Source organism: Legionella pneumophila subsp. pneumophila str. Philadelphia 1, from assembly GCF_000008485.1.
Taxonomy (GTDB): Bacteria; Pseudomonadota; Gammaproteobacteria; order Legionellales; family Legionellaceae; genus Legionella; species Legionella pneumophila.
The window spans coordinates 1165935-1191091 of the sequence record NC_002942.5 but is presented as its reverse complement, the minus strand read 5'-3'; the positions used below and the strand labels follow the sequence as shown (position 1 = coordinate 1191091).

Genomic DNA, 25157 nt, shown 5'->3' with positions numbered 1-25157 from the left:
CCAGATTAAAGAGAAAATCAACTTGTGCTATGGTTTATTGCATAAAGTTCAGGGCCAGAGCCACACAAAGATGAACTTAGAAATCTTGCCATTTTTACTGATGTACTAAAAGAACCGTATAATGAATTTTGCCCATCAACATTAAAAAATTCGGTTTAGTTGTAAAACTGTGATTTACTTGGGAGACTGTTGGTTTAATTATCAAGCGATTTTGTCGTAATACAATATCAGTTGAAGAGTTCAGGATCTGACCCTAAATCAGTGTAACCTGTCTCTTTTTAGTGGGAGTTCAACAAATGATCCAGTTCTTTAAAATCATGCACAATCATATCCGCATTGGCCAACAGATCCCTGCTCAGTGTTGTCAGTAAACCCGCAACCAGCATTCCTCCCGCTTTCGCAGCTGCTACACCATGTTCCGAATCCTCTATAACCAAACAGTTTTCAGGCTTGGATTGCAAACGATGTGCTGCAAGCAAATAACCTTCTGGAGATGGTTTACCCAAGCTTACATCTTCACAACTTACAATGGTTTTAAAATAGCAAGCCAAGCGACCGCAATGAATTTTTTCAAGAATTTTTATTATGGAATGGCGATTGGATCCGCTGCAGATACCGATTTTTCCATATTGTCTAGCCACTCGAACTAAAAACCAATCCAGATCAGGAGTCATAGGCAATTGCTCACTGTTCTCGATTAACTCATTATAAACTCTGACCTTGCGTTCTATAACTTGATGTATTTCAGTTGAGGAGAATGCAAGCCCCTTATCATTCAGTATTTTGGGAAACAAACTGATATCACTTAACCCAAGGTAATGAGTCATATATTCTTCATAAGCAAGATTAATCCCTGATTGATTCAGTACTTGGACTATCGCTTCAAAATGCATGGGTTCACTATTAAGTATTACACCGTCAAAATCAAAGATTATTGTATCTATCATGTATTGCCTCTGTAGATTGACATTGTTAAACATATATATTGTCAATTACCCAAGAGAAATTACTTTCATGCTGGACGCTTGATAAAAGGGATATTTCATTTTATTTTAGACAACTATTCTTAAAATTGCTTGTATTGGTCTGCTTAATCAAAAGTGGTATAGGATTTTTTAAACCACCTATTTCCTGTTTTTCAAAAGTAAAGAGAGCTTAAAAGTTGACAACAAGCCTCATAATGATTTCATGGCCTTTTACTCTTTGCTTATAGTGTCATTTGGCTAACTGCCTTGGTTGGTGGTGTACGAATACCTAATGCTTTAATTGATGCCGGCGCTTTTTGCTGTTGATTCATGTACGCCAAAATCTTGTGAATCAGCTACTGCTCTTTAATACACGCAATGATTCTTACATGAGTTAAGTAAAGCATAGAAAACTTACAAAAGAAAACTTCAGTCGAGGCAAGAAATTTAGTTTGAAATTGAAATAGCCATCCAAAACATTATGCAAATGAATTTACAAACAATTAAATCTCTTGATGGTAAAGTCGAATATGCTTTTATAAGGGGCAGTAAGATTACTGTGGCTGTCACTTACTACATTTATAAAATGATCCTAATTGATTAATGACTGCAGCTTTCTTGGAAACATCCAAAACCTCCATCCAAGGCATATAGTTGTTACTTGTATCTATATAAGAGACTGTTCTTTGTCCCATAAAAGCTTTTAATTCTTTCAATAAATTTGAGCCGATCCCTTTAAAACGATGTATAGGACTTACATAAAGATGATTAATGAATACTTCCGATTCAAAATCCGTGAATAAGACAATGCCCACCATGCTATTCTTTATTCTAGCAATAATGGCATATTTATAATTTTCTGGTTTCAGCATATAAGCAGCTAACTCGGTGCTAGTCATTAAAATTCGATTAGCCTTGATAAAAGCAGCTGTTTCATTAAAATCTTTAGCGCAAAACAAAGAGTAACTAACTCTGGCTTTATAATCCAAATAAGTGTCATCAAAAAACATAAATTGCTATATTAGAGGTCTAGATGGCATATATTTAAATACATAACCCGCCAAATGTACAGCATGAGTGATTCAAAAAACCCGGATTTCATCGTAGTTCATCAGGAGCTGCCCCTAAATCACTATTAAGGGAGTTAATTTCTTTAGAGAAAAATAGAATGTCTTAATTTATCTCACTTCATTTTTGACTTATTTAAGCCTAAAAATTTTATAATGTCTGACAAATTGTATGCTTTAGTAAGTTCCATTTTGGAACTCACTACGTACCAAGTTCAATAAATCCTATTTAAAACTTATCGAGATTTAAAAAATAACGAGTCGCTTTAAGCTCACCAGTTCTTTTGAGAATATTTTTTTAACCAAATCATTTAAATCTCTGGTTGTTGTAGCAATCGTTGCATTAGTAATGCTCATATAATTTTTAGCACTTAAACCACCCACAACCCCCTCAGGCCCAGCATGAAATAATCTTAATAACACCTTTTCTTGCCTTGGATTAATTTTCCCTTCGGCTTCCCTTAAAATGACAGATTTTTTAATAATAAAATCAATATACATATAATCCTCCAGAGCAATGTTAGCAAACCATAAAAGCCAGGATGTCAGGTCTAAGGTTTTACTTGCTAAGCCTAATTGCTGATAATATTCCTTTCTCTTTTTTAATAATATTTTTGTCAATACTGTTGAGAGCATATCTGGAGCAGACCCTGCTTTTTGACTTCTGACTAGAAGTTGGCAAAAAACAAGACCTGATCCTGAACGCTCATGTTCACGATAATACCTGGGGTGATGCGATAGAACTACCCTCCACAATCCATTCGGCAAGGCTGACCAGGGCTTAGTGTCTCTATGGGGATATTGTACTCATTCGCATTCGCATTGGCATAAGCAGTATGGGGTAAACGTCCATGACCTTTGGTTTCTTTGGGCTCAGGAAGTGTTGCATTAGAATCCTCTGATTTTTCTACATATGAACAGAGGATCAGGGTCAGATCTTGCTTTTTGCTTTCTCTAAAATTCCCTAAAACTACTATGATAAGCAAAAGGCAAGATCTGACCCTTTAGCGCTGATACTTGTATTCTGCAAACTCTTTAATAAATTGCAAAATTAAAGGAACATCGGACAGTATTGCAAATCTTATTTTAAAATTAGGGTTCATGGTAATTCCACTGATAATTTTGGTTTATAACTAAGGATTTTAAATCTTTTGCGCTACCCAAACTGTAGCCTCGCCACACTCAGGATCACAGACTTTATGTACCAGCACTTTAAATGATGAATTTTTGAGAAGGCTTTCATATTCTTTTGTCGACAAAGATGCATGATAAAGTTGTTGGCCTCCATTATCACTCCAGACTTCGCCTTCTTCTTCTCCAGAAGTAAATGCTAGTACTCCCCCAGGTTTGGTATGGGATTCAAATATTTTGAACATATTACGTTGGCTGTCATGATCCAGATGAAAAAAGCTATGCCATGCAAGTATTACATCGAATTGTTGTTGTAAATTTATATCGCGCATATCTGAGACTATCCAGCGTTCATCTGGAAAACGCTTTCTACAAAGCTCAATCATTTTTTGACTGCCATCAACACCAGTAAGTTTAAAGCCTTTTTCAATAAAAAATTGCGCTATAGGCTCTCCAGTTCCACAGCCCAAGTCCAAAATTGAGCTCTTCGGAGGAATTGCATTCACAATTAAATTAAGATATTCCGATTCCATGAGGTTTTTAGTGCGAGCATCATCAAACCAATTAATGATTTCATCATATACTTCATAGACTCTAGTTTTATTTAACTTACTCATGCTCAATTGCTCCTAAAATAACAATAGCTGGATTTATTGATGAGTGAGATTTTATCAGACTACTACAATAAATTTTCAGTCTTCATTTATTCTGAAAAGTAATGTGATCTGCTCATTGATACTCACGACTTTTATTCAGCACATACCTGACAAAATTCTGCGTTTCCTCTAATCTATTTATTTCCTGGCTTGGCTCCCAAGCGGCAGCTAATTCAATCAACTTTTCCCATTTAGTATCAAGATGCTGCATTGCCCATTGTGCTGCTTCTATTTTAGAAGTTATTTTGCCTGTTTCTAAAGAATAAAGGGTGCGGCACATGGTTAAAATTGTAAACACCTGATAGTCACTGCGTTTAAATTTTGAAAAATCAATTAAGTTAGACTCCCAATATTCGTGCAAATTTTTCTGTATAGCAGCCTTCAAACTTTGATTGGATATTTCTTGGATTAAACATTTTATATCGGGCCCTGCAATTGAAATTCCTTTTTCTCTTAGTACAAATAGTTCGATTAAATAATTATTGCCATAATGCCCCAGGTAATAGCGACCTTCATTAAAATAAGGACGCATGCCTTGGGGATCAAAATCTACGAGATCTTTTTGAGGAACGTAGGAAGCTTCAATTTTTTTCGCATATTTTAATTTACTTGAATAAAATTGATTGTGCATTTCCTCAATCTTTCCGATCATATTCTCAGAAAGCATCTTGCTTGTAATAATGTAGCAATCAATATCACTTGTTTCACTATTGAATGAATCACTTGCGAGAGAACCTCCAATGTACATACCTACAAATTCGTTTGCTAGAATAGATTGTATTTGTAAGAGGAGCTGGTGTAGTAGTTCATTTATTCCTTTATATTTTGTCAGGTTCTGAATTTGATCAGTTACTAGAGCTTTGCCTAATACACTGGCAATGAATTGTGTTTTAGCATCGGTATACTGCTCCCGATCATAAGTATATTCATGTGCCAATTCTATTTTTAATTGTTCATACTCACGCGCTACCTCAGGATGAGCAATCAAATAATCCCTAAAAATGATTCTATCGTGCCCACGCTTTGATTTAGGCTCAATAATATGCACATGGTATGTTCGTTTTTCACCAAATGGAGGCATCCCTTTTACAAAAAACATTTTTTCAGGATCAGGATCTTCGGCCCAATATACGTAGTCATAGGCTTTTAATACGGCTATCGCTGTCTGTTTTATAGCGGTTAGAGAATCAACAGTAATTTGAATATCAATAATAGGCTTAGCCAGCATTCCTGGAATAGCTGTGCTACCAACATGTTGGATATCAATAACATGATTAGTTGGCAGGATTTTTCGTAGCTTTTTAATTTCCACTTCAGCTATCTTTGGCCATTGAGAATCATAAGGCACTAATTCAACGGAATCATTCTTGTAAATTTCATACCAAAACAATTCCTCGCCATCAGGCAATTGTTTTTTACTCATGCAATCAAAGCCCGCCTTGTTTAAGACTTTTTGAGAAGCGATATTATCTGGATAGGCGGTAGAAATGAGCTTGTTGACAGATAAGTGCTGAAACCCCCACTGAATTAGTGCCTTTGCTAATTCAGTGCCATAGCCTTTCCCCCAAAACTTTTTATGCAAGTGGTAACCAAGTTCAATTTCGGATTGCTTATCATCAAATAACAAATGGAATAAACCCGCTTCGCCAACAAAGTTTCCGCTTTCCTTTTCAAATACCAGACAAAATCCCATTCCATGCTTTTCTTGATAAGGAATAGCAAAATCTAAGTACTCTCTTACCTCTTCTATTGTCTGAGTACCCCCATAACCAGTATTTTCCATTACTTCTAAATCAGATCTCAATGCTACTAACAGATCAAGATCGGATAATTCGACTCTTTTAAGTATTAGTCTTTTAGTTTCTAGAAAAATGCCCATTGGGTGTCTATCTATATTTTAAACTGGAAGGAATTATACTTTTTATTTGATGCTTCTACGATAGCAGTTGCTACAAAAGGTAGCGCCGGGGTAGCACGAAAATATTATATTTAATTTTAAATCAGGGATAACTTCTGGAAACAGGATCAGGGTCGGATCCTGAACGACCTGTTTATCCTATATATATGATAATCTAGGGGAAGATACACTTATTAAATGGTTTGATAAACCAAAGTCACTTTGTGATAAAAGCAAACTTTCTCATAGACTACTGTAGTCTCTCAATAACTTCTCTATTATTCAATTATTAATGTTTATACCTGTTTTGATTTGAACTTAATAGGGAATCCTAATCGATGACGAATGATCATAAAAATACTCTTTGCCTCATCCACTCGAAGGATTACACACATGCTCAGATACACTAAGACAGCGAAAGAAATTGAAATAGCAAGGGAAACTGCACGTATCCAAAATGAAGGATGGTAAAGGAAGTCAGCTCCATACGCAAAGATAGATTGACACATAAAACCTAATATTGCAGATGCTAAAACACACCGTAATATAGTGTTGAAAAGGTATCTATTCTGCAAATTATGCAAGCGGGTCATGAGAACATATAGAACCAAAAAATTAACAGTAGCAGAAACTGTTGTGGACAAAGCGAGTCCACGATGCCCCATACTCAATTTGAAAATTAAAAAATAATTCAAAATAATATTTAAGATAATGGTTGCAAAACTGACAATCATGGGAGTCCATTTTTTATCAATGGCGTAAAAGGCTGGTGAAAGCACCTTGATGCATGAGTAAGCCACAAGTCCAAGAGCGTAAAATTGCAATGCATATGCGGTTTGCAAGGAATCCGACGCATGAAATTTTCCGTGTTCATAAATGAGGCTTATAATGGGGGTTGCAAAAAACCAAAGTCCAACTGCAGCTGGCATTGTCAAAAACACCGCTAGACGGATCGCGCGAGCCAGTGTTGATCCAAATTGAGAGTGATTGTTCGTTGCAGCAAGACGAGATACGACTGGTAATGTAATCGTAGCAATAGCAACACCTAACACTCCAAGTGGAAATTGCATAAGTCTAAATGCGCTGTTGAGCCATGTTACTGCTTCTTTTCCAAGGTATGAGGCAAATCCTGAATTGATAAGTACATTTATTTGCACTGCACTTGCGGCGATCACTGCTGGAATAGTTAAAATCAAAGTGTTTCGAACCCCAGAATCATACCAATGAAAATTGGGTTTAAAATAAAAACCAACCTTTCTTAAGCTGGGAAATTGTACTCCGAGTTGTAAAAGTCCCCCTATTACCGTTCCGATTGCCAAACCAATAAGTGCCCTCTCTCCAAATGATGGATCAATAAACCATCCACATAAAGCGCCACCAAGAATAGAGCCAATGTTAAAAAAACTCGAGGCTAACGCAGGCATACCAAAAACATTTTTAGAATTCAGCATCCCCATTACTATGGCAGCAAGAGACACTAATAAAATGAAAGGAAACATCAATTGAGTGAGGAAAATCGTTGTTTCAGCATCCTTCACTGAAAAACCAGGCGCTAAAATAAAAATGAGGTATTTGGCAAAAATAATCCCAAAGAGACATAAGATGCTCATGAAAACACTGGTCAATGTAAGCATTTTTGAAGCCAGCTGCCAAGCTGATTTTTCTCCTTCAGTTTCAATTTTTTTAGAGAAAACAGTAATAAAAGAAACGGAGAGAGCGCCCTCTGCAAACAAATCCCTCAAAAGGTTTGGCGCACGGAATGCGATAAGAAAAATCCCCATGGAAGCACTGCCAAATAAAGCATTGAATAAGACTTCTCGAATAAGACCTAATACTCGACTACACATAACAGCAAGGGCAATGATCCCTGTTGCTTTTACATTTAGTGTCTTATCACTACTCATGGATTATCCAAAGTCTCTTCAAAAACATTAATATGATAGCCCAAGTATAAGAGGAGCGATACCCTATCATGCTTGGCATATGCAATAGATATTGTGGTGTTAACTCATTGAAGTAGGTATTAAATTGGAAACAATTAGGCTCTACCCCAACAAACTGTCTCTTGATCACATCTCCATCAACTCGTTAGCTATCCTAAGCCCTTCTACTCGTTCCTGTAATCGGAACCATCCTTTCCAGATAGTAGACCAAGCTGCTTTCCCAGTTCTTTTGGAATCAGTCCAACCGCCCAACTTGGCTATTGCTTTATAAGCCCAAGCAGCAGTAGGTATTTTTTCAGGTAATGATTTTCTTTCAACACTATTCCATAAGACTTTCCATTCAGCATCAGTGAGCAATTCATCGCAAGAAGTACTGCTATCATTGATAACTAGAGTAGTCGGGTATTCAAAATACTCTTTTAATTGGAGTAATCGAATTGCTACAAATGAGAGAATGACAATCATTTTCTCTAAATTTTCAATTGATTGCATACGCTGCTCTTCAGCACCAACCCCCGATTTCCATGCTTTATGAAAATCCTCAATGCGCCATCTCATTTCATAATATCGCGTTATTTTTCGGGTACACTCTAATGTTGTTGTGGCTTCTGTTGTTAATAGAATCCATTCAAGGCAATCGCTTTCAGATGGATTTTTCTCTTTAGCGATTACTACGTTTAAAGTGATTGGTTTTAATTCACGTGCTTTAGCTCTTCGTTCAGAAGGTGAGAAAGTAACAGATGTTGTTTTTAACTCAAGAGTCACTTGGCGTTTCTTTCTATTTGCTTTTTGAGCCACTTCAATTGTATAAATACCCAAGTTTACTGCTGAAGGTAACATTTGAAATAAATAACAGTTACTTCCTTCTAGTTTTCGATTATGGCTCGCTCGAACAATAAAACGTTGAGCATGGTCTAACTTGTACTGAATGTATTCAAAAATATCAGCTTCTCTATCGCAAACAGAAATCACATCAGACATTTTAGAACCCAATCGATTCTCTAATTCCCGAGTATTCTTTTCCCATTTATAGCTTTCTTTCTCTGTATATAACCTTACTCGTCGATGATTTTTTTTGCCTCTTTCTTTGATATCTCGACACCAACGTTCTTGCGCGATTAATCCTATTGTTTTCTCTTGTTCTGCATCCATGAGCATGGTGGTGTGAACATGAAAACCTCGATTGCTTTTTTCTTTAGGACCGCCTAAATCACCTAATGATTCTTTTACTTGATGGGTATAGGAGAGCGTGGTTGTGTCTTCAATGGCTAAAAGCGTGGGGATTGACTGAGATAACCAGCTTGTTACTTGATAACCACCCTCTGCAATTTGATTCGCTGTGACTCGTTTGTTTCGTAAAAAACGATAACTACCTTCTATAAGCGCATCCTGCCCTCCACAACTTCCTGAAAGAGAACCACCAGGCGTCGATGATAATTGTTTGCCTATTTGAATTAACCGACGAGTAAGTCGTTTATCCCCTAAAGCAACTGAACCAAAAATAGCTTCCGACCATGCTGTAGTATCTTCAACTGCTAAGTCCATACATACCTCAAAAAGAGGTGATTTGATCATGTTTGTTTGGAATAAACAAGATGTGTAGAAGATTCAGGTATTTGGGAAAGACCCAAAATTGGTACCAAAATATCTTTCTAGAAGGGATTCGAATTGTAACTTATTGATTTTACTATGCCGTTGCGCGGAATCGAACCGCGGACCTCTTGATTACGAATTAGTGAATTATAGGTTTTAGCCAATTAGACACCTTTTAAAACTCTTTTAATATCCCTTTATTTACTTGATGTTACAACATTATTACGTTATAAGTTCTATTAATTGATTTTAAATAATTGTGCGACACAAGTGCGACACTCTTGCGACACATTAAAAAGTAAGGGTAAAAATTAATTATGAAAATAAACAAAACAAACGTAGAAAACCTCCCTCTTCCTCAAGCAATGGAAGCAGGTAAAACTGCACAGAAGAGATATTATGATGACAACCTAAAAGGCTTTGGCATCCGTGTAACTTCTGGAGGAGCAAAAGCCTTTTTTGTTGAAAAATTCATAAATAAAAAACGCTGTCGCATTACTTTAGGACATTACCCAGAATTAACTGCTGAAATGGCAAAAAACAAAGCGCTACACCTTTTAGGTCAAATCGCTATGGGTATTGACCCCATTGCTGAGAAAAAGGCGACAGAGGTTCGAGATATTACTTTAAATCAAGTTTTTAAAGACTATCTAAGAACCAGAAAAAACTTAAAGCCTAGAACTATAGATAATTACACACACATATTAGATAAAGCATTCACCCATTGGAAAAGCAAACCGATGTTATCTATCACTAGAGATCGCATCGCCAAATACCACGAAAAGCTAGGTAATGAACATGGAGAAGCCTATGCTAATTTAGCTATGCGGATCCTACGAGCCTTATTCAATTTTGCAGCAGGCCAATATGAAGATAACAGCGGCCATTCCCTTTTCATTGATAACCCAGTAAAACGCCTCTCGCAAACTCGCGCCTGGTACCGCATTGAAAAACGAAAAACCTATATAAAATCTCACGAGCTAGCTGCCTGGTATACTAGTTTGCAAGAGATCCAAAATGTAACATTACGTGATTACCTGTTATTAATCTTATTAACTGGTTTACGCAGGCAAGAAGCAGCCACCTTAAAGTGGTCTGATCTCGACTTAAAGGCCAAGACATTCACTATCAATACAACCAAAAACAATGAATCCCATACTCTTCCGCTTTCAGACTTTCTTTATGATTTGTTGATTGCCAGAAAAGAGAAGGCCATTAACGACTATATCTTTCCCGGCTCGGGTACAGCAGGCCATATTATCGAACCTAGAAAGACAATGGCACATGTGATAAAAAATTCCGGTGTTCATTTCACAGTCCATGACTTGAGACGAACATTTATCACTATTGCCGAAAGTCTCGATATTCCAGCCTATGCTTTAAAACGTTTAATGAACCATAAAATGAGTAGTGATGTAACTGCCGGATACATCATTGTTGATGTAGAACGACTTCGAAAACCTATGCAGCTTATTACAGATTATATTTTAAAATGTGTGGGTGTAGTAAAATCCGCTGACATCATTCCTATCCAACCCGAAAAAACGGAGCTTTTGAAATGAATATGCCTGAACTACCCGAATTGCTTACAGCTATACGTTCAATACTAAATCAAGCACGAACCCAGCTACAGCAAACAGTTAATCATACTATGGTACAGGCTTATTGGAATGTTGGGCGTTTAATTGTTGAGCATGAGCAACAAGGTAAAAGTAGAGCTGATTATGGTCAACAGCAAATAAAATTATTATCCGAACAATTATGTAAAGAGTTTGGTAAGGGATTTAAAGAGCGTAATCTTAGGAACATGAGAAATTTTTATCTCATGTATCCAATTTGGCAGACAGTGTCCGCCAAATTGAGTTGGTCACATTATTGCGCATTGTTACGGGTAGAAAAACAGAGCGCGCGTGAATGGTACATGAAAGAAACTATAGAGAATGTTTGGAGTGTCAGGGCATTAGAGCGTCAAATTGATAAATTGTATTACGAACGCTTATTATCAAGTAAAGATAAACAACCTGTGATTGATGAAGCCAATTCTCATATTGAACCATTAAAAGACGATCCGAAAAATTACTTACGTGATCCTTATATTCTGGATTTTTTGAATTTACCACATGCTTCTGTATTGGAAAGTAATCTGGAGCAAGCGCTTATCAACAATCTTCAACAATTCCTATTAGAGCTTGGTAAAGGCTTTGCATTCGTAGAACGACAACAACGAATTGCAACAGAAGATCAGGATTTTTATATCGATTTAGTATTTTACAATTTTAAACTGAAATGCTTTCTACTTATCGACTTAAAAATAGGCAAACTTACTCATCAAGATGTTGGGCAAATGGACACTTATGTAAGGATTTATGATCAGCACCGTAAAAGCTCTGATGATAATCCTACTATCGGTTTGATTTTATGTAGTGAAAAAAGCGAAGCGGTTGCTAAGTATTCTGTGTTAACAGAAAGTAAACAACTATTTGCATCAAAATACTTACCCTACTTACCTACTGAAGAAGAGTTGCGTGCCGAATTAGAACGTGAACGCGCTATTTTAAATGAGTTACCTGATATCAAACAGAAAAATTAGCCAATACCTCTATTGTCAACCGGGGGATAAACATTATTTTTGATTTCTAGTACTTAAACATTAAAATTATTACCGTAATTTTTATTTATATCCCTATGTGTGATTTCACCATAGAAATTATACTATGAAAAATTAATGCAGCTGCTTCCTTTTTGACAGCAGCTTGTAAGGTATTAAATTGCTTAATCCACCATGACTTATTTTCAATCTCAATTAGTATCTCCTTATCCCATTTATTTTGTTCACGAAAAAAGTCAATTACTTGCGTTTTTAATTCCTTTCCATTTTCTATATTCAAATTACCAAACACTTCAAAAAAGTTGCTTAATCTTAAACTGAGGATATTCTTGTTAAAAGAGTAATCAACTATGTGGCCTAAAGAAGTTATTGAATACTCTAGATCTCTCCTTAAAACTGGAGAATCTATTAAAACTCGAATTTTGTCCCCTTCAACTTCTGGTTTAATTTCTCCCTTTGTAATTTTTACACTTAGTTCTTCTAGGTTTTTTGATATGGAATTATTTTCATATCTCAGGTAGGACTCCATTTGAATGCTTTGCAATTTCCTTTCTGTTATCGTCAGAAGAGAAGAAATTTCATAATTTGTTTTTCCATTAAATAAGTCTGAATGTTCTTTTACAAGATAATAAACGAGTAAATCAATATCGTGTTTAGATAAAGAACCAAAACCTAGTTCAAAATATTTACGCAGGAAATCGTCGGTAAATTCATTCTTATTAATCGTAGTAATTTGATCAATTAGCGCCATTTTATTTATCCTTTATTGGTTAATCCAAAATCCCTTTTAATGACATTATTCTTCATTAAATATTAGACTAAAGAATATATTTTTGGTTTAAATTTCAACATTGCAAGGCAATGTATATTGCGCCCTTAGGTGCGACTCGATGGGTCGTCTATGTGATTGTACGGGTAGTCAAACTACGGAATGCATTTATTGGTTTCGTTACGGGACTATTAGAGTACCTATGATTCCGTTCATAGTAGCCTAATTCGACGTGCGTCATTGGTAACGATGGCGTGCGAAGCTCGAATGACAATGTACTGAAGTTTACGCATGTAAACGTCGTGGATTTGCTGATAGGTAAACACGAATCTGGAAGCTTCATCCGGAATAAGGCTAGGCTAATGGGTATGGTTAATGTAAGTGAACTGCTGATAAACATCGAAAGCAATGATGAGCTAAAGAAGCTGATAAGCGAAAGCCAAAATGGCATGCATGGGACAATCCAGGTTTGAGGTTGGATTGCACGGACAAACAACATGCGCGGTGAAGAGGCGGAACCTAACCCCAATTTTGTCATGTAGACGGAACGAGGTAAACCCGACTCAGTGCCTTAGCAATTTTAAGTAAGGCAGGTTAACCGCAAGGAAAACTGATGCTGAAGCGGGCAGAAGATAGACTAAAAAGCAAACGCTCTTCTGTAATGGAAAAGATAGGAACGACTGTTCTATGGTGAAAGCCAGCCCACTTGGTCTTGGTCAACATTGCGAGAGACTAGCAGAATTTCTTTTTAAGGAGACATGCAAATGACTACATCACAAACTAACGATGCGGATGCGGCTCCTACTACTATCAAATGGCAAACCATTAACTGGTTAGCATGTCATGAAGAAGTTAAGAAACTGCAACGACGTATCGCAAAGGCAACACGAGAGAAACGCTGGCGTAAAGTGAACTCATTACAATGGCTACTCACTCATTCCTTCTCGGCCAAAGCAATTGCCGTAAAGCGAGTTACAGAAAATAAAGGCAAAAGAACGGCCGGTGTTGATGGGAAAATATGGTCAACACCTGAAGCAAAATCAAAAGCCATCACTCAACTTAAACGGCGGGGATATAAACCCTACCCTTTAAAGCGAGTGTATATCCCAAAATCAAATAACACTAAAAGACCACTTGGCATCCCGGTTATGCGAGACAGAGCGATGCAAGCTTTATACTTACTTGCACTAGAGCCTGTTTCAGAAACCACTGCTGATTGGAATTCTTATGGATTTCGCCCACGGCGTTCTACTCATGACGCTATTAGCCATCTCTTTGTGATGCTTGCTCGCAAAGGTGCCGCACAATGGGTACTAGAAGGCGACATCAAAGGGTGTTTTGATACAATCAGCCACGAGTGGATTCTTAATAACGTGATGTTAGATAAGAGAATGCTCCAGCACTGGTTAAAAGCGGGATATATTGATAAAGGTCACTTGTTTCCTACCCAGGAAGGCACGCCACAAGGAGGTATTATCTCTCCAACGTTGGCAAATTTGGTATTGGATGGTTTAGAGACGTTGCTTGCAACGAAATTTGGATCATTAAAACACGATGGACACGCTAGCCGTACCAGTAAATACCAAGTGCATTTCGTGAGATATGCTGATGATTTTGTCATCACAGGAAAATCAAAAACTCTTCTTGAAGACGAAGTCAAACCGCTAATAAAGGATTTTCTAGCACAACGAGGTCTAAAGCTTTCTGAGCAAAAGACTAAAGTGACGCATATCACACACGGGTTCGATTTTCTTGGTCAAAATATACGGAAATATAGATTGGGAAAAGCCAACGAAAAACTATTGATAAAACCATCAGCGAACAATGTTAAGGCACTTAAGCTGAAAGTGAAAACGATGATAACAAAACTTTGTACTGCCAAACAAGAAGAAGTAATAGGCGTACTTAATCCTATAATCCGAGGTTGGGCAAATTATCATCATCACATAGTGGCTAAAGAAACATTTACAAAAGTAGACCACTTTATCTGGCGATCATTAAGGTGCTGGGCATGCAGGCGACATCCTAACAAAAACTTAAGATGGGTTAAGCAACGGTATTACCTAGCAATAGAAAACCGTCGCAACATGACCTTCGCCTGTAGGAGCAATGAAACTGGGAAAAAAGCAAAGCTGTTAACTCTTTGCCATGCAGCGGATACTAAAATTATTCGCCATAATAAAATAGTTGGAGCTGCTAATCCCTACCATCCCCAATATGATGATTACTTTAAAAAACGTTCTTGCGAAAGATACCTGTAGTGTTACCGGCTGATCCTATGGGATTGGCTTAGAAAAGAAACAGACATCTTCTGTTTCCTTGATTGAAGCCGTATGCGATGAAAGTCGCACGTACGGTTTTTATGGGGGAATGTCACAGTAATGTGATGTTCCTACCTACTAAAATTCTTTTCTTCGGGACATTGAGTAATTTAATCGAAAACTAAGGAAAAAAACTTCGTGTGCTATAATTTTATTTAATCAAGGATGGTTAATCATGGATAGTATCAACTGGCACACATTTAGGTTTGAACTGGAAATAGAAAAAAACTTAGATCACCGAACTCCGTTTGAAAAAGATAAATGTAAAGTTGTTCATTCTTATTCTTTTCGCCGGCTTCAAGGTAAAATTCAAATTGTGAGCGGTAAAGATTCTGACTTTCATAGAAATAGATTAACTCATTCCATAGAAGTCGCCTCGATTGCAAAAAGCATTTTTAATAATCTATTATATCGATTACAACAAGATAAGAAAAAAAATCTAGAAGATAAGCTTATTTTCTTAAACTCTCAGAAAAATGAAGATATAGACACTTTGCTCGATACAATTGGATTACTTCATGACATTGGACACCCACCATATGGTCATGGTGGTGAGCAAGCACTAAATTATAAAATGAGAAACTATGGAGGATTTGAGGGAAATGCGCAAACTTTAAGACTAATTAATAAAGTAGATTCTTTAAATCTTACTTATAGAACTTTATTGGGAGTACTAAAGTATCCTGCAACCTACAGTGCATTGGTGAATGTAAAAACATATCCTAATCTAGATCAAAGAATCTCCGATCAAAAAGAGATTACGGAATATCTAATAGATAATTCAAGATGGAATCCTCCAAAGTGTTATTATGATAGTGACAACCCAACAGTCCTGAATCTATTAAGTTATATTACTGATAATGAAAGAATAGAGTTTCAAAGATCTTTTCCAGCCCCAAAACCAGATCATAAAAAAACAAAATATAAAACATTTGATTGCAGTGTTATGAATATTGCTGATGATATTTCTTACAGTATTCATGATCTAGAAGATGCTATTTTCTTTCGGCAAATTAGTATGGATGAATTGGTTAATTTCTTTGAAAATCAAAACTTCATTCAAAATTGGAGTAATTATCCAACACTTCTTCTTTCAGATGATTTAAAAGCCAGAAAAAAAGTTATCGGGACATTAATTCACGAAGCAATAATTCATACTTGTATTGAGGAAAATAGTAATTTCAATGAACCTATATTTAGATATTTTGTAAAGTTTGAAAATGAGGCTATTGAAACATTTATAAAAAACCTAAAACTACTTGTAAGCAATAATTTAATTAAAACTCAACACGTAAAGTCAATTATTCATGGAGGAAAGGTACTAATTATGCAGCTATTTGATGCAATTGATGTTAATCCTGAAATGTTATTACCGACAGAAGTATTTCAAAAATATAGCAGACAGACCCAAGAAGCTGACCAAAAAAGGATTATCGCTGATTATATCAGTGGCATGACGGACAATTATCTCTATAAAATGCACCAAAGAATTTTTGGTGGAAACACTCAAAGTACATTTGACACTATCTAATTGACCGACCTAAATCTACTGGAGTTGAACGAATTATCTCATGCATCATATTCCAAATCATCAATCATTGATTTAAAAGATGAATATTTCTTTCCCCCGACACTCTCCAGCTCCTCTATAGCTTCAAGGGTTAGATCATTGGGTTTCTCACTATCCTGAGGATTAGGATTAATTTCTGATAATGTTTTCATATCAAAATTATACTCCATTTCCCCTATATTGAGAGCAGCCTTAATGATTTTTAGTGGTACGAGTGGAACTAAGGGGACATCTTGATATTACTAGGCCATAAGCGTGCCACCCTCAAAATATCCCATGGTACGCGTGGGACAAATAACTCATATTTGTTCACTCTAATTACACTTTCTTTGAATTTGTTTCCAATTGTTGACTTTAATTTTCAAACCACGTAATAATCTGTTCGTTGTTTTAAATAGCTTTATGAAAATGGCTTTAAAGCTATATGGATTTTTGGATAGAAAGTACCAGTGCTACTGGAATTTTCAAATTGGATTTATGGAAAAAGCCTCTTTGGCGACATTTTTTAATGTCGAATGAAAATTCTTTTGAGAAAGGTATTACTATGTCTAAAAATCATGTATCGCGCTTGCAACTCATCAATGAATTCGAATCTGCTCCAGAATCTACCCTCTTTAATCAAAATACACTTGCCGCAGTTTTAGATTGCTCAGTTCAATTACTTGAACGTAATCGTTGGGCTGGTCAGGGTGTGCCCTACTTAAAAATTGGTCGCACCGTTCGCTATCGCAAATTGGATATTCTTAATTATCTTCAACACCAATGTGTTCATAACACCCATCAAGAAGCGGTTTAGCCTTTTTTTGAATAATTGGAAGGTGGTAGCTCACCTTCCTGCGACAGTTGTTGGAGAGAATAAAATGAATTCAGAACAAATATATCATGTTGATTTTAAACAGTCTAAACGCATCAAATCGTTTCACTATGCAGGTGGACTATTCCAGTTAACCTCAGATGGGGTAATTTTTGTTGGTAAGGATAAAGACAATAATGAGCTACCTCCTCGATGGATTTGCTCTTCGTTGTCTGTGGTCGCTAAAACTCGTGATGCCAATAGTGGCGAATGGGGTCGATTACTTGAGTGGGTGGATGATGATGGGATTAAGCATCAATGGGCTATGCCTTTGGCTTTATTGCAAGGAGACTCCAGCGATGTAAGACGGGAGCTGGCGCGATTGGGATTGACCATTTCACCCAGTAAAACAGCTCGTGATTTATTAGCTTCCTATATCCAAGTCTTTCCAGTCGAAGAGCGTGCTCGTTGTGTCGATAAACTGGGCTGGTATAAAGAAGTCTTTGTTACCGCTAATGAAGCCATAGGGCAATCCCTGTCTGTTGCAGGTAGTGTTGAGGATTGGCGAAACTCTATCTCACGATTAGCAGATGGTAATTCTCGCTTGGTATTTGCTATTTCCGCAGCCTTTGCTCCAAGCCTTGCCAATCTTGTTGGTGAAGATTCAGGTGGCTTTCATTTCAGAGGAGCTTCCTCTTCTGGTAAAACAACCGCTTTAAAAGTAGCAGCTTCTGTTTGGGGTAAACCAGATAGTTATATTCGTTTATGGCGAAGCACAGCGAATGGGTTAGAAGGATTGGCAGCACTTCATAATGATGGATTATTAATCCTCAATGAGCTGAGCCAGATGGATCCTAAAGAAGCTGGAGAATGTGCCTATCTACTTGCAAATGGTCAAGGTAAAACAAGAGCTTCTCGTTGTGGTACCGCAAGACAGTCCATGCGTTGGTCATTACTTTTCTTATCAGCTGGTGAGGAGTCATTAACTTCATTAATGGCAAAAGCTGGGCAGCGATGCAATGCAGGTCAAGAAATTCGGTTAGCAGATATTGAAGCGGATGCTGGTGCAGAGATGGGGTTATTTGAGCAGTTACATGATCATATAAACCCAGCCGCTATGTCACTCGCATTAAAAGAAGCTGCCAGTCAATATCATGGTGCTGTTGGTCTAGCATGGCTCCATAAAATTGTGAAACATCGCGCCGAATTGATCGCCCTACTCACTAATAAAATTCAGCATTTTGTTGCTAAAGTCACTAAACCAGAACATTCTGGTCAAATTCAACGAGTAGCCAGACGCTTTGCGTTGGTTGCCATGGCTGGAGAAATAGCGACTCATTACGAACTAACTGGATGGACACGTGGCACAGCATGTAATCCGGCAGAAAAATGCTTTAACGCTTGGCTAAAAGATTTTGGTGAGCATGGTAATAGAGAAGACCGAGCTATACTGTCACAAGTTCGTGCGTTCTTTGAGAAAGAAGGAGCGAGCCGGTTTGAAAACGAAAATCATCCCAACAGTGAACGCCTTTTTAATCGGGCTGGCTTTTTTCACACGGACAGCGAGGGCTTTCGTGTTTTTATGGTTTTATCTGAAGTGTACAGGAAAGAGATCTGTCAAGGATTTGAGCCTAAAATGGTGAATAAAGTTCTTATTAATGCTGGCTGGATAGTCCCCGGTAATGACGGCAAAGCATCTCAAAAACGAAGAATTAAAGGGATTGGTATTCCTAGATGTTATATTTTCACTGAGAAAGTTTGGTCTGACGACTATTAATTGTCCCACTCGTTCCACTGTCGATTTTGATAGTGGAACATCTAAAGTCCAGTAACTACTGGGGTGTTCCACTTGTCCCAGTAGTTCCACGTATTTTTTAGATGTAGGTAAAAATCTATTAGGTTGTATCGACTTTAATGAAGATGATTTCCCATACTACAACTAAATGTAATACGGGAAAATCATTGTACCTTGTTCAATACACAGCACGCTTGTTCTTTCGCAGTTTATTTACTCTGTATTTAGAGCCACACGAGTTTGAGCACCATTTGGCATTCCTGCGGCCTATAAAAAACTTAAGGCAGTCATTACTTTTACAACGTTTCAATCCTTCAAGTCCACAAAGTGAAGTAACATTCGAGAACATATATGCCCCGAAAGCTAATGGTGGTGGATTATATGGCATATAAGCAACATGCACTGCCACCAGCCTATTTTCTATGTTTTCAAAAAGGCATTGAATGTTAACATTCACGAGGATTTCGTTAAGTTTGATTAATAAGTTATCAGATACCCCATTGTCATAATACTCTTCCATGCACTCATAAATAAAAGCCTCTAAGGCTGGTATGGTACTTTTAGAATTAATACCGTTTTTACTGTCTAAATGAATGTTAGCTGCTTCTATTAAAGTAGAAGCTTCGTTACTGCTGTATAGCTTAAGTTCTTTTCCTGTATTGATATAAAAATAGTCATGTAACGCTTTTTTCAATTTAAATCCCTATTGAAGTCGTAACGGCTTTGATGTTTATATCTCGTAACAATATCATTTTCAAGGTTGTGAGAAAATGTCCAAACGTGTTACTACAGCAGATTTCATTCGACGTGCTCGTGACGTGCACGGCAATCGCTACGATTACACAAAAGTGTTTTATGTTGCAGCTAGAAGTAAGGTCGTAATAATTTGTCCTGAGCATGGTGAATTTAAGCAAATACCTGCAGGTCATCTCTCCGGTCGCGGTTGCCATGAATGCGGTGGAAATAAGCCACTGACCATTGCAAGATTTATCGAGCGTGCAAGTAAGAAGCACGGAAACCATTATGACTATTCCCATGTACAATTTCAAAACGTTGAAAGTAAGATTGAAATTATATGTCCGGATCACGGCTTGTTTTTTCAGCAATTAATGTCACATCTAAAGGGTTTTGGTTGCCCTCAGTGCGGTAGAATTAATACAGCTAATAAACTGAGTCATTCCATCCAACGTTTCATTGAAGATGCGAAAAGAGCACATGGGAATAAGTATGACTATTCTCAGGTACGGTACGTCAATGCATTAACCAAGGTAACTATCATCTGCCCAGACCATGGTCCATTCGACCAAAAGCCGTCCAATCATATAAGGGATGTAGGATGTCCAAAGTGCGGCGATGAAAGTGCGGCAATGATAAGGACTCGAACAACTGAAGAGTTCGTTCAGGAAGCAAAGGAGGTGCATGGAGCTCTTTATGACTATTCAAAGGTTGATTACAAATCATCTCACAAGCATGTTGAAATAATATGCCTAGTACATGGTTCGTTTTGGCAATCCCCTGTTAATCATGTAAGGGGTAATAAATCTGGTTGTCCAGGTTGTGCGGTGTCAGGTTTTGATCAAACAAAGCCCGGTTTGTTGTATTACATTGCTGTAAAAAAAGACGATGGTGAACTTCTATACAAGATTGGTATAACAAACCTCTCCATAGAACGTCGATTTCCCTCCGTAGATCGTGCTCGAATAAGGGTTATAAGGATCTGGCGATTTGAATTAGGTCAAATTGCGGCTGAGTATGAAGCAAATATTATTAGCCAATTTAATCGATATAGATATTATGGTCCTGCAGTATTAATGGGAAGTGGAAATACCGAATTGTTCACCAAAGACATACTAAGTTTAGACAAGAGTCATCATGATTTAAGAGATGCGGTTGTTGATTTGGAAGGCAATTTGATTTCTCGACCAAGACAGTTAGAATTTGATTTATCAGAGTAATAAAACACAGAGATGAGGCATTTCCCCCACAATGAATCTATTAGACATCATAGATGCTGGAGAAAATGACTCAAATTACTCCTGCTTAAGTGCATCATTAATTTCCTTCAATGAATACTAGCCATCTTTGATTGCCTCAGTGTGTTCTGTTATGAATTGTGCCCGATTTAACAGTTCATCGAAGGTTAGGATTTCAATATCACTTTGTCCTCTACGAAATAACTCAAAGTTTTCACGCTTTAATCGATCGTTTAATTCATTAGTATTGCCGATAACCAAAATTTTTCGTGGCTGAATAGTATAAATAGAGTCATCTTCTAGGAGATCTCTATTTTTTGGTAGTTGAGATCCTTGCTGCTCCCAGGTTCTACCATTCACTCTTAATTGAGAAACCCCTCCTATTAAATCTTCACTAGGTAATACCACATCATTTCTATATCTTTTTGAGGCTAATAGCTTGGTGTCTGATCTTTTAATTTCAACTAATACCGTAAATTTTAAATATCCTTGAGTAGCACTTAAGAAATCTCCCTTATTAGTTCCACTTCCATCAATTACTACGCCTCCATAATGAGGTTGTCCTGTAATGGCTTTTAAAATTTTATAATTCAATCCATAACCAAATATCCAATTATTATTCTCAAAAAAGGATTGCCAATCTTGCTCACTATGATCACAGGATAGCATTGTTCTAAATTGCTCTAAGGCAGTCATGCGTGTTTGATATAACCGAGCTATACTAAGTTTAGTCGCTAAGTCAGGAGAATTTTCAACCAATTTTTCCCATACTTCTTCTGAGTATCCCTGCTGAATTAGTGTTTCAATAATAGCTGCTCTTTTCGAGTCTATTGACATTAATCTACTATTTTCATCAACTTCAAATTCATGATAGCCAGACGGAATTCCATTTTCTTTATGAATTAAGTATAGGTTGCAAAGATGATTAAAAAGAGACAATGTCTCCTCACTACTTAGAACTAACTTACCAATATCTTTAGCCTTATACTTAGACAATTTTTCAGTTGGAATATCTTCGAACAATCCTTTTTCTGCTTTTTGATGAATAATCTCAATTTTGATACTAGCATCTGGTCGCTCATTATTCTCAACAATCATAGGTCGAATTATTCTTCGTGTTGTTGATGTTCTACTAAACTCAATATCCTCAATTTCTGCTGAGGAGCTCGAGGTAGATTTATAACTATAAGTAATCGTCCCCATTATTACCCTTTGTTTTTTAGACAGATATTAGGCTCTACCCCAACAAAGGGGGCACTTTAATCAAGTTAGTATAAACTAACCTCTTGATTTCGCGATCAAAAAGGAGATTAAAGTGCCGAGACATGATGTTATCCTAAATTTACCTGGTTTTTCTATAAAAAAAGTAAGTGGTTATCAACCCTTGTTATTGGATTTAACCTATAACCGTTTACCACGCTGTTCTCATTGTTCAAGCAAAAAGGTTCGAAAGAAATCGAGTTATGAACGAAAGGTTCATCATGAATTAATAGGTCACAGACGGACTATTCTTCGATTCAAAGCATACAAACTGTTTTGCAATGAATGCGGTCGTTATGGTAATCAACAATTTCCCGGAATTGCTAAATATCAACGGTCTACAGAGCGTTTACAAGTTCAAATATTTCATCACCATACGAGTGGTATTTCCCAGAAAGAGTTATCTCTTCAATTTAAACAAGGGAAAGCAACCATTGAACGTTGGTATCATAGACGCTATCAAATAGAAGGAAATGAATTGCTCAATACGCCTTGTCCAAAAGTGTTAGGTCTTGATGAGCACTTCTTTAGTCGAAAACATGGCTTTGCAACTACCTTATGTGACCTTAAAAAGCATAAAGTGTTTGATATCGTTAAAGGACGAAGAGAGGTTGATTTAAATCACTACCTTAACTCTTTAAAAGGGAAAGACCGTGTTCAAGTGGTCTGTATGGATTTAAGTAATACCTACCGCTCTCTGGTCAAAAAGCATTTCCCAAACGCTAAAATAGTAGCTGATAGGTTTCACGTCATTCGATTAGTACAACATCAATGTATGATGACTTATCGTGAGTTATCCAGCTCAATTAAAAATAACCGAGGTCTATTGGCTTTGTTGCGAACCAAACCAGATAAACTCACATCTCATAAGAAAATAAAGCGAGACACTTTCCTCGCTGAAAATCCAGCCATTGAAGCCATTTATCACTTCCAACAACAGCTTCATGTAAATCTGTGTCGCTTAAATCGGCTCTGATTCCTTCATTGAAGCCATTTATCACTTCCAACAACAGCTTCATGAGCTATTAATGAATAAAACTCTAACTAAAGTACGATGCCGTAAAATCATTCCTCTCTTCTTAAAAATGATTCAGAACTTGAAACAAAGCCCATTTAAATCATTAGTTGCCCTGGGAAAAACCTTAGATTCATGGAAAGAAGAAATTGCCTGTATGTGGCGGTTTAGTAAATCAAATGGCATCACTGAAGGATTTCATCGGAAAATGAAATTAATACAACGAAGAGCTTATGGGTTTAGAAACTTTGAAAACTACCGATTAAGAGTTAGAGTATTATGTGCTTGATAAAATGCCCCCGTATTTGGGAAAGACCCAGATATTATAGCTTCATGAATGTTCGACACATATTCGACACGTTATAGAAATTAAAATATAAGTTTTACTAACCCATTGATTTTACTATGCCGCTGAGAGGAGTCGAACCTCCGACCTCTTGATTACGAAACTTTATTATACCGATATCAAACAATATCATTTAATTTCAAAAATAGCAAAAAACCCTTTATTTATAAGAAATAATTGAGTTTTAGCAATTCAATTAGTATCATTTGATAATATACCTATACATAAATTTTGGTACCAAAAATGGTACCAAAATAAAAAGGACTGTGTAGATGAAATTTATCGATAGCTATATTAAAAATCTCGCGCCAGAGACCACCTGGTTTGAAAAAATAGAATCTTCTGGATTAGGTATTAGAGTAATGCCAAGTGGTAATAAATCTTGGTTTTACCGTTTTAGTATGAATGGTAAACGTCAAAAAATGACCTTAGGAAAATATCCAGCTATTAGTCTAAAACAGGCTCGTGAATATCTTGCTAAAGCGCAAAGTTTAAAAGAGCAAGGTATAAATCCTATAGAAAATACCAAGCTAGAAAAATTAAAAGAAGACAATACCTTTTCAAAATTAATACAGTCTTGGTACGAAAATTATGCCGTTAAAAATAGAAAGCAACCACGCCCTATCAAATATCAGATTGACTCAGAAATAATTCCTCTACTAGGCGATACTGTACTTGATAAGTTACAAACCAAAGATATTACAATCGCCCTTGACAAAATAGTACAACGAGGAGCGCCAATTCATGCGAATCGCATTCTCAGCACTATTAAACAAGTTCTAAACTATGCAGTGAGTCGTGGTTATATTCAATATAATCCAGCTACCAATATACGATCACGTGATATCGGTGGTATTGAAAAGCCCAGGGAGCGGGTACTATCGCCCGAAGAAATAAGAATAATATGGAAATTCCTTGAAAGCGATAAAAGCCAAATGTCTGAATCAGCCAGGTTAGCAATTAAAGTTATTATACTTACTGGTGTTAGAACAGGTGAAATCCGACTGGCACAATGGCATCAATTTGATTTTGAGCAATCTTTATGGACTATTCCTCCCGAGCATTCAAAAGGAGGAATAACTGTAAAAATACACTTGAGTGAACTTACAAAAAAATTACTACTTCAGTTTAAAGAACAATCTGTCTCCCCTTTTGTAATTCCAGGCATAACAATCGATGTTCCTATGTCCAAAGATGCCCTTCCACGCGCAATTAAAAGAATTCAGAATCGGGTGGGAATTCCTGAATGGACTGCCCATGACTTAAGAAGAACCTTTGCGACACAATTGGGTGAGTCACTAAATATTGATCCCGTGGTGATAGAAAAATGTCTTGGCCACAAAATGCCTCGTATTATGGCTACTTATAATAAAAATGAGATGCTACCCCAACGCAAAGAGGCATTGGATTCCTGGGCAAACCATATTGCAAGATTAATCTCATCAAAGGATTGAA

Annotated in this window: 20 protein-coding genes and 1 pseudogene; 9 read left to right on the top strand and 12 right to left on the bottom strand. The window is 36.9% G+C overall.

Annotated elements, in window-relative coordinates; all coding sequences use genetic code 11:
- Positions 1–278: 278 nt before the first annotated feature.
- The 8 genes from LPG_RS05415 to LPG_RS05380 all read right to left on the bottom strand — a co-directional run bounded on the left by LPG_RS05415 (position 279) and on the right by LPG_RS05380 (position 9204).
- Positions 279–947 carry an HAD family hydrolase gene (locus tag LPG_RS05415; RefSeq protein ID WP_015444635.1) on the bottom strand — a complete coding sequence of 223 codons (669 nt, stop codon included), beginning with the start codon at positions 945–947 and terminating at the stop codon, positions 279–281.
- Positions 948–1531: 584 nt separating this feature from the next.
- Complete coding sequence (locus tag LPG_RS05410; RefSeq protein WP_010946825.1) at positions 1532–1975, bottom strand: GNAT family N-acetyltransferase; 444 nt, start codon at positions 1973–1975, stop codon at positions 1532–1534.
- 303 nt (positions 1976–2278) lie between these two features.
- Positions 2279–2533, bottom strand: coding sequence for a hypothetical protein (locus tag LPG_RS15335; protein ID WP_223804300.1), 255 nt, complete (start codon positions 2531–2533; stop codon positions 2279–2281).
- Positions 2534–2775: 242 nt separating this feature from the next.
- Positions 2776–3018 carry a hypothetical protein gene (locus LPG_RS05400; protein ID WP_015444638.1) on the bottom strand — a complete coding sequence of 81 codons (243 nt, stop codon included), beginning with the start codon at positions 3016–3018 and terminating at the stop codon, positions 2776–2778.
- 156 nt (positions 3019–3174) lie between these two features.
- Entirely contained in the window at positions 3175–3780 is a 606-nt protein-coding gene (locus tag LPG_RS05395; protein ID WP_014843674.1) for a class I SAM-dependent methyltransferase, read from the bottom strand.
- Between the two features lie 112 nt (positions 3781–3892).
- Positions 3893–5698 (bottom strand): GNAT family N-acetyltransferase, encoded by a 1806-nt coding sequence (locus tag LPG_RS05390; RefSeq protein ID WP_010946822.1) that lies wholly within the window; start codon positions 5696–5698, stop codon positions 3893–3895.
- Between the two features lie 314 nt (positions 5699–6012).
- Positions 6013–7620 carry a murein biosynthesis integral membrane protein MurJ gene (murJ, locus tag LPG_RS05385; RefSeq protein ID WP_010946821.1) on the bottom strand — a complete coding sequence of 536 codons (1608 nt, stop codon included), beginning with the start codon at positions 7618–7620 and terminating at the stop codon, positions 6013–6015.
- A 165-nt stretch (positions 7621–7785) separates the two neighbouring features.
- The gene (locus LPG_RS05380; protein WP_015444229.1) at positions 7786–9204 is read right to left on the bottom strand and encodes an IS4-like element ISLpn3 family transposase; all 1419 of its coding nucleotides are present in this window, start codon (positions 9202–9204) and stop codon (positions 7786–7788) included.
- Between the two features lie 365 nt (positions 9205–9569).
- Between LPG_RS05380 and LPG_RS05375 the strand changes: the two genes are divergently transcribed.
- Both LPG_RS05375 and LPG_RS05370 read left to right on the top strand, forming a co-directional pair.
- The gene (locus LPG_RS05375) at positions 9570–10814 is read left to right on the top strand and encodes a tyrosine-type recombinase/integrase (protein ID WP_010946820.1); all 1245 of its coding nucleotides are present in this window, start codon (positions 9570–9572) and stop codon (positions 10812–10814) included.
- Positions 10811–11842, top strand: coding sequence for a PDDEXK nuclease domain-containing protein (locus LPG_RS05370; protein WP_010946819.1), 1032 nt, complete (start codon positions 10811–10813; stop codon positions 11840–11842). Before LPG_RS05375 ends, LPG_RS05370 begins: the two co-directional genes overlap by 4 nt.
- Positions 11843–11927: 85 nt before the next feature.
- Here the strand turns inward: LPG_RS05370 and LPG_RS05365 are convergent, their stop codons facing one another.
- On the bottom strand, positions 11928–12611 hold the full coding sequence (locus LPG_RS05365; protein WP_010946818.1) for a lpg1083 family Dot/Icm T4SS effector: 684 nt from the start codon (positions 12609–12611) through the stop codon (positions 11928–11930).
- Between the two features lie 782 nt (positions 12612–13393).
- Here LPG_RS05365 and ltrA point away from each other — a divergent pair.
- Together ltrA and LPG_RS05355 are read left to right on the top strand one after the other, a co-directional pair.
- Positions 13394–14890 (top strand): group II intron reverse transcriptase/maturase, encoded by a 1497-nt coding sequence (gene ltrA, locus LPG_RS05360; protein WP_015444640.1) that lies wholly within the window; start codon positions 13394–13396, stop codon positions 14888–14890.
- A gap of 235 nt (positions 14891–15125) precedes the next feature.
- A complete protein-coding gene (locus LPG_RS05355) occupies positions 15126–16481 on the top strand; it encodes an anti-phage deoxyguanosine triphosphatase (RefSeq protein ID WP_010946815.1) in 1356 nt (451 codons plus the stop codon).
- Positions 16482–16519: 38 nt separating this feature from the next.
- On the opposite strand, the gene LPG_RS15240 is transcribed toward LPG_RS05355, so the two are convergent.
- Entirely contained in the window at positions 16520–16672 is a 153-nt protein-coding gene (locus tag LPG_RS15240; RefSeq protein ID WP_015444641.1) for a hypothetical protein, read from the bottom strand.
- Between the two features lie 392 nt (positions 16673–17064).
- Between LPG_RS15240 and LPG_RS05350 the strand changes: the two genes are divergently transcribed.
- Together LPG_RS05350 and LPG_RS05345 are read left to right on the top strand one after the other, a co-directional pair.
- Entirely contained in the window at positions 17065–17316 is a 252-nt protein-coding gene (locus tag LPG_RS05350) for a hypothetical protein (protein WP_015444643.1), read from the top strand.
- A gap of 64 nt (positions 17317–17380) precedes the next feature.
- Positions 17381–19090, top strand: a complete 1710-nt coding sequence (locus tag LPG_RS05345; protein WP_010946812.1) for a DUF927 domain-containing protein — start codon at positions 17381–17383, stop codon at positions 19088–19090.
- Between the two features lie 196 nt (positions 19091–19286).
- Here the strand turns inward: LPG_RS05345 and LPG_RS05340 are convergent, their stop codons facing one another.
- On the bottom strand, positions 19287–19802 hold the full coding sequence (locus LPG_RS05340; RefSeq protein ID WP_015444644.1) for a CGNR zinc finger domain-containing protein: 516 nt from the start codon (positions 19800–19802) through the stop codon (positions 19287–19289).
- 76 nt (positions 19803–19878) lie between these two features.
- Between LPG_RS05340 and LPG_RS05335 the strand changes: the two genes are divergently transcribed.
- A complete protein-coding gene (locus LPG_RS05335; RefSeq protein WP_010946809.1) occupies positions 19879–21063 on the top strand; it encodes a zinc-ribbon domain-containing protein in 1185 nt (394 codons plus the stop codon).
- 117 nt (positions 21064–21180) lie between these two features.
- Here the strand turns inward: LPG_RS05335 and LPG_RS05330 are convergent, their stop codons facing one another.
- Positions 21181–22284: a Shedu immune nuclease family protein gene (locus tag LPG_RS05330; RefSeq protein ID WP_015444645.1), complete on the bottom strand. Its 1104-nt coding sequence runs from the start codon at positions 22282–22284 to the stop codon at positions 21181–21183.
- A 112-nt stretch (positions 22285–22396) separates the two neighbouring features.
- Here LPG_RS05330 and LPG_RS05325 point away from each other — a divergent pair.
- A pseudogene (locus LPG_RS05325) lies at positions 22397–23645 on the top strand (ISL3 family transposase).
- A gap of 329 nt (positions 23646–23974) precedes the next feature.
- A complete protein-coding gene (locus tag LPG_RS05320; protein WP_010946805.1) occupies positions 23975–25156 on the top strand; it encodes a tyrosine-type recombinase/integrase in 1182 nt (393 codons plus the stop codon).
- The last annotated feature ends 1 nt before the right edge of the window (position 25157 follow it).

Excerpts from the sequence above, each read along its gene's own strand:
- LPG_RS05415 (WP_015444635.1), bottom strand. The coding sequence starts at position 947 with ATGATAGATACAATAATCTTTGATTTTGACGGTGTAATACTTAATAGT.
- LPG_RS05410 (WP_010946825.1), bottom strand. The coding sequence starts at position 1,975 with ATGTTTTTTGATGACACTTATTTGGATTATAAAGCCAGAGTTAGTTAC.
- LPG_RS15335 (WP_223804300.1), bottom strand. The coding sequence starts at position 2,533 with ATGTATATTGATTTTATTATTAAAAAATCTGTCATTTTAAGGGAAGCC.
- LPG_RS05395 (WP_014843674.1), bottom strand. The coding sequence starts at position 3,780 with ATGAGTAAGTTAAATAAAACTAGAGTCTATGAAGTATATGATGAAATC.
- LPG_RS05390 (WP_010946822.1), bottom strand. The coding sequence starts at position 5,698 with ATGGGCATTTTTCTAGAAACTAAAAGACTAATACTTAAAAGAGTCGAA.
- murJ (WP_010946821.1), bottom strand. The coding sequence starts at position 7,620 with ATGAGTAGTGATAAGACACTAAATGTAAAAGCAACAGGGATCATTGCC.
- LPG_RS05380 (WP_015444229.1), bottom strand. The coding sequence starts at position 9,204 with ATGGACTTAGCAGTTGAAGATACTACAGCATGGTCGGAAGCTATTTTT.
- LPG_RS05375 (WP_010946820.1), top strand. The coding sequence starts at position 9,570 with ATGAAAATAAACAAAACAAACGTAGAAAACCTCCCTCTTCCTCAAGCA.
- LPG_RS05370 (WP_010946819.1), top strand. The coding sequence starts at position 10,811 with ATGAATATGCCTGAACTACCCGAATTGCTTACAGCTATACGTTCAATA.
- LPG_RS05365 (WP_010946818.1), bottom strand. The coding sequence starts at position 12,611 with ATGGCGCTAATTGATCAAATTACTACGATTAATAAGAATGAATTTACC.
- ltrA (WP_015444640.1), top strand. The coding sequence starts at position 13,394 with ATGACTACATCACAAACTAACGATGCGGATGCGGCTCCTACTACTATC.
- LPG_RS05355 (WP_010946815.1), top strand. The coding sequence starts at position 15,126 with ATGGATAGTATCAACTGGCACACATTTAGGTTTGAACTGGAAATAGAA.
- LPG_RS15240 (WP_015444641.1), bottom strand. The coding sequence starts at position 16,672 with ATGAAAACATTATCAGAAATTAATCCTAATCCTCAGGATAGTGAGAAA.
- LPG_RS05350 (WP_015444643.1), top strand. The coding sequence starts at position 17,065 with ATGTCTAAAAATCATGTATCGCGCTTGCAACTCATCAATGAATTCGAA.
- LPG_RS05345 (WP_010946812.1), top strand. The coding sequence starts at position 17,381 with ATGAATTCAGAACAAATATATCATGTTGATTTTAAACAGTCTAAACGC.
- LPG_RS05335 (WP_010946809.1), top strand. The coding sequence starts at position 19,879 with ATGTCCAAACGTGTTACTACAGCAGATTTCATTCGACGTGCTCGTGAC.
- LPG_RS05330 (WP_015444645.1), bottom strand. The coding sequence starts at position 22,284 with ATGGGGACGATTACTTATAGTTATAAATCTACCTCGAGCTCCTCAGCA.
- LPG_RS05320 (WP_010946805.1), top strand. The coding sequence starts at position 23,975 with ATGAAATTTATCGATAGCTATATTAAAAATCTCGCGCCAGAGACCACC.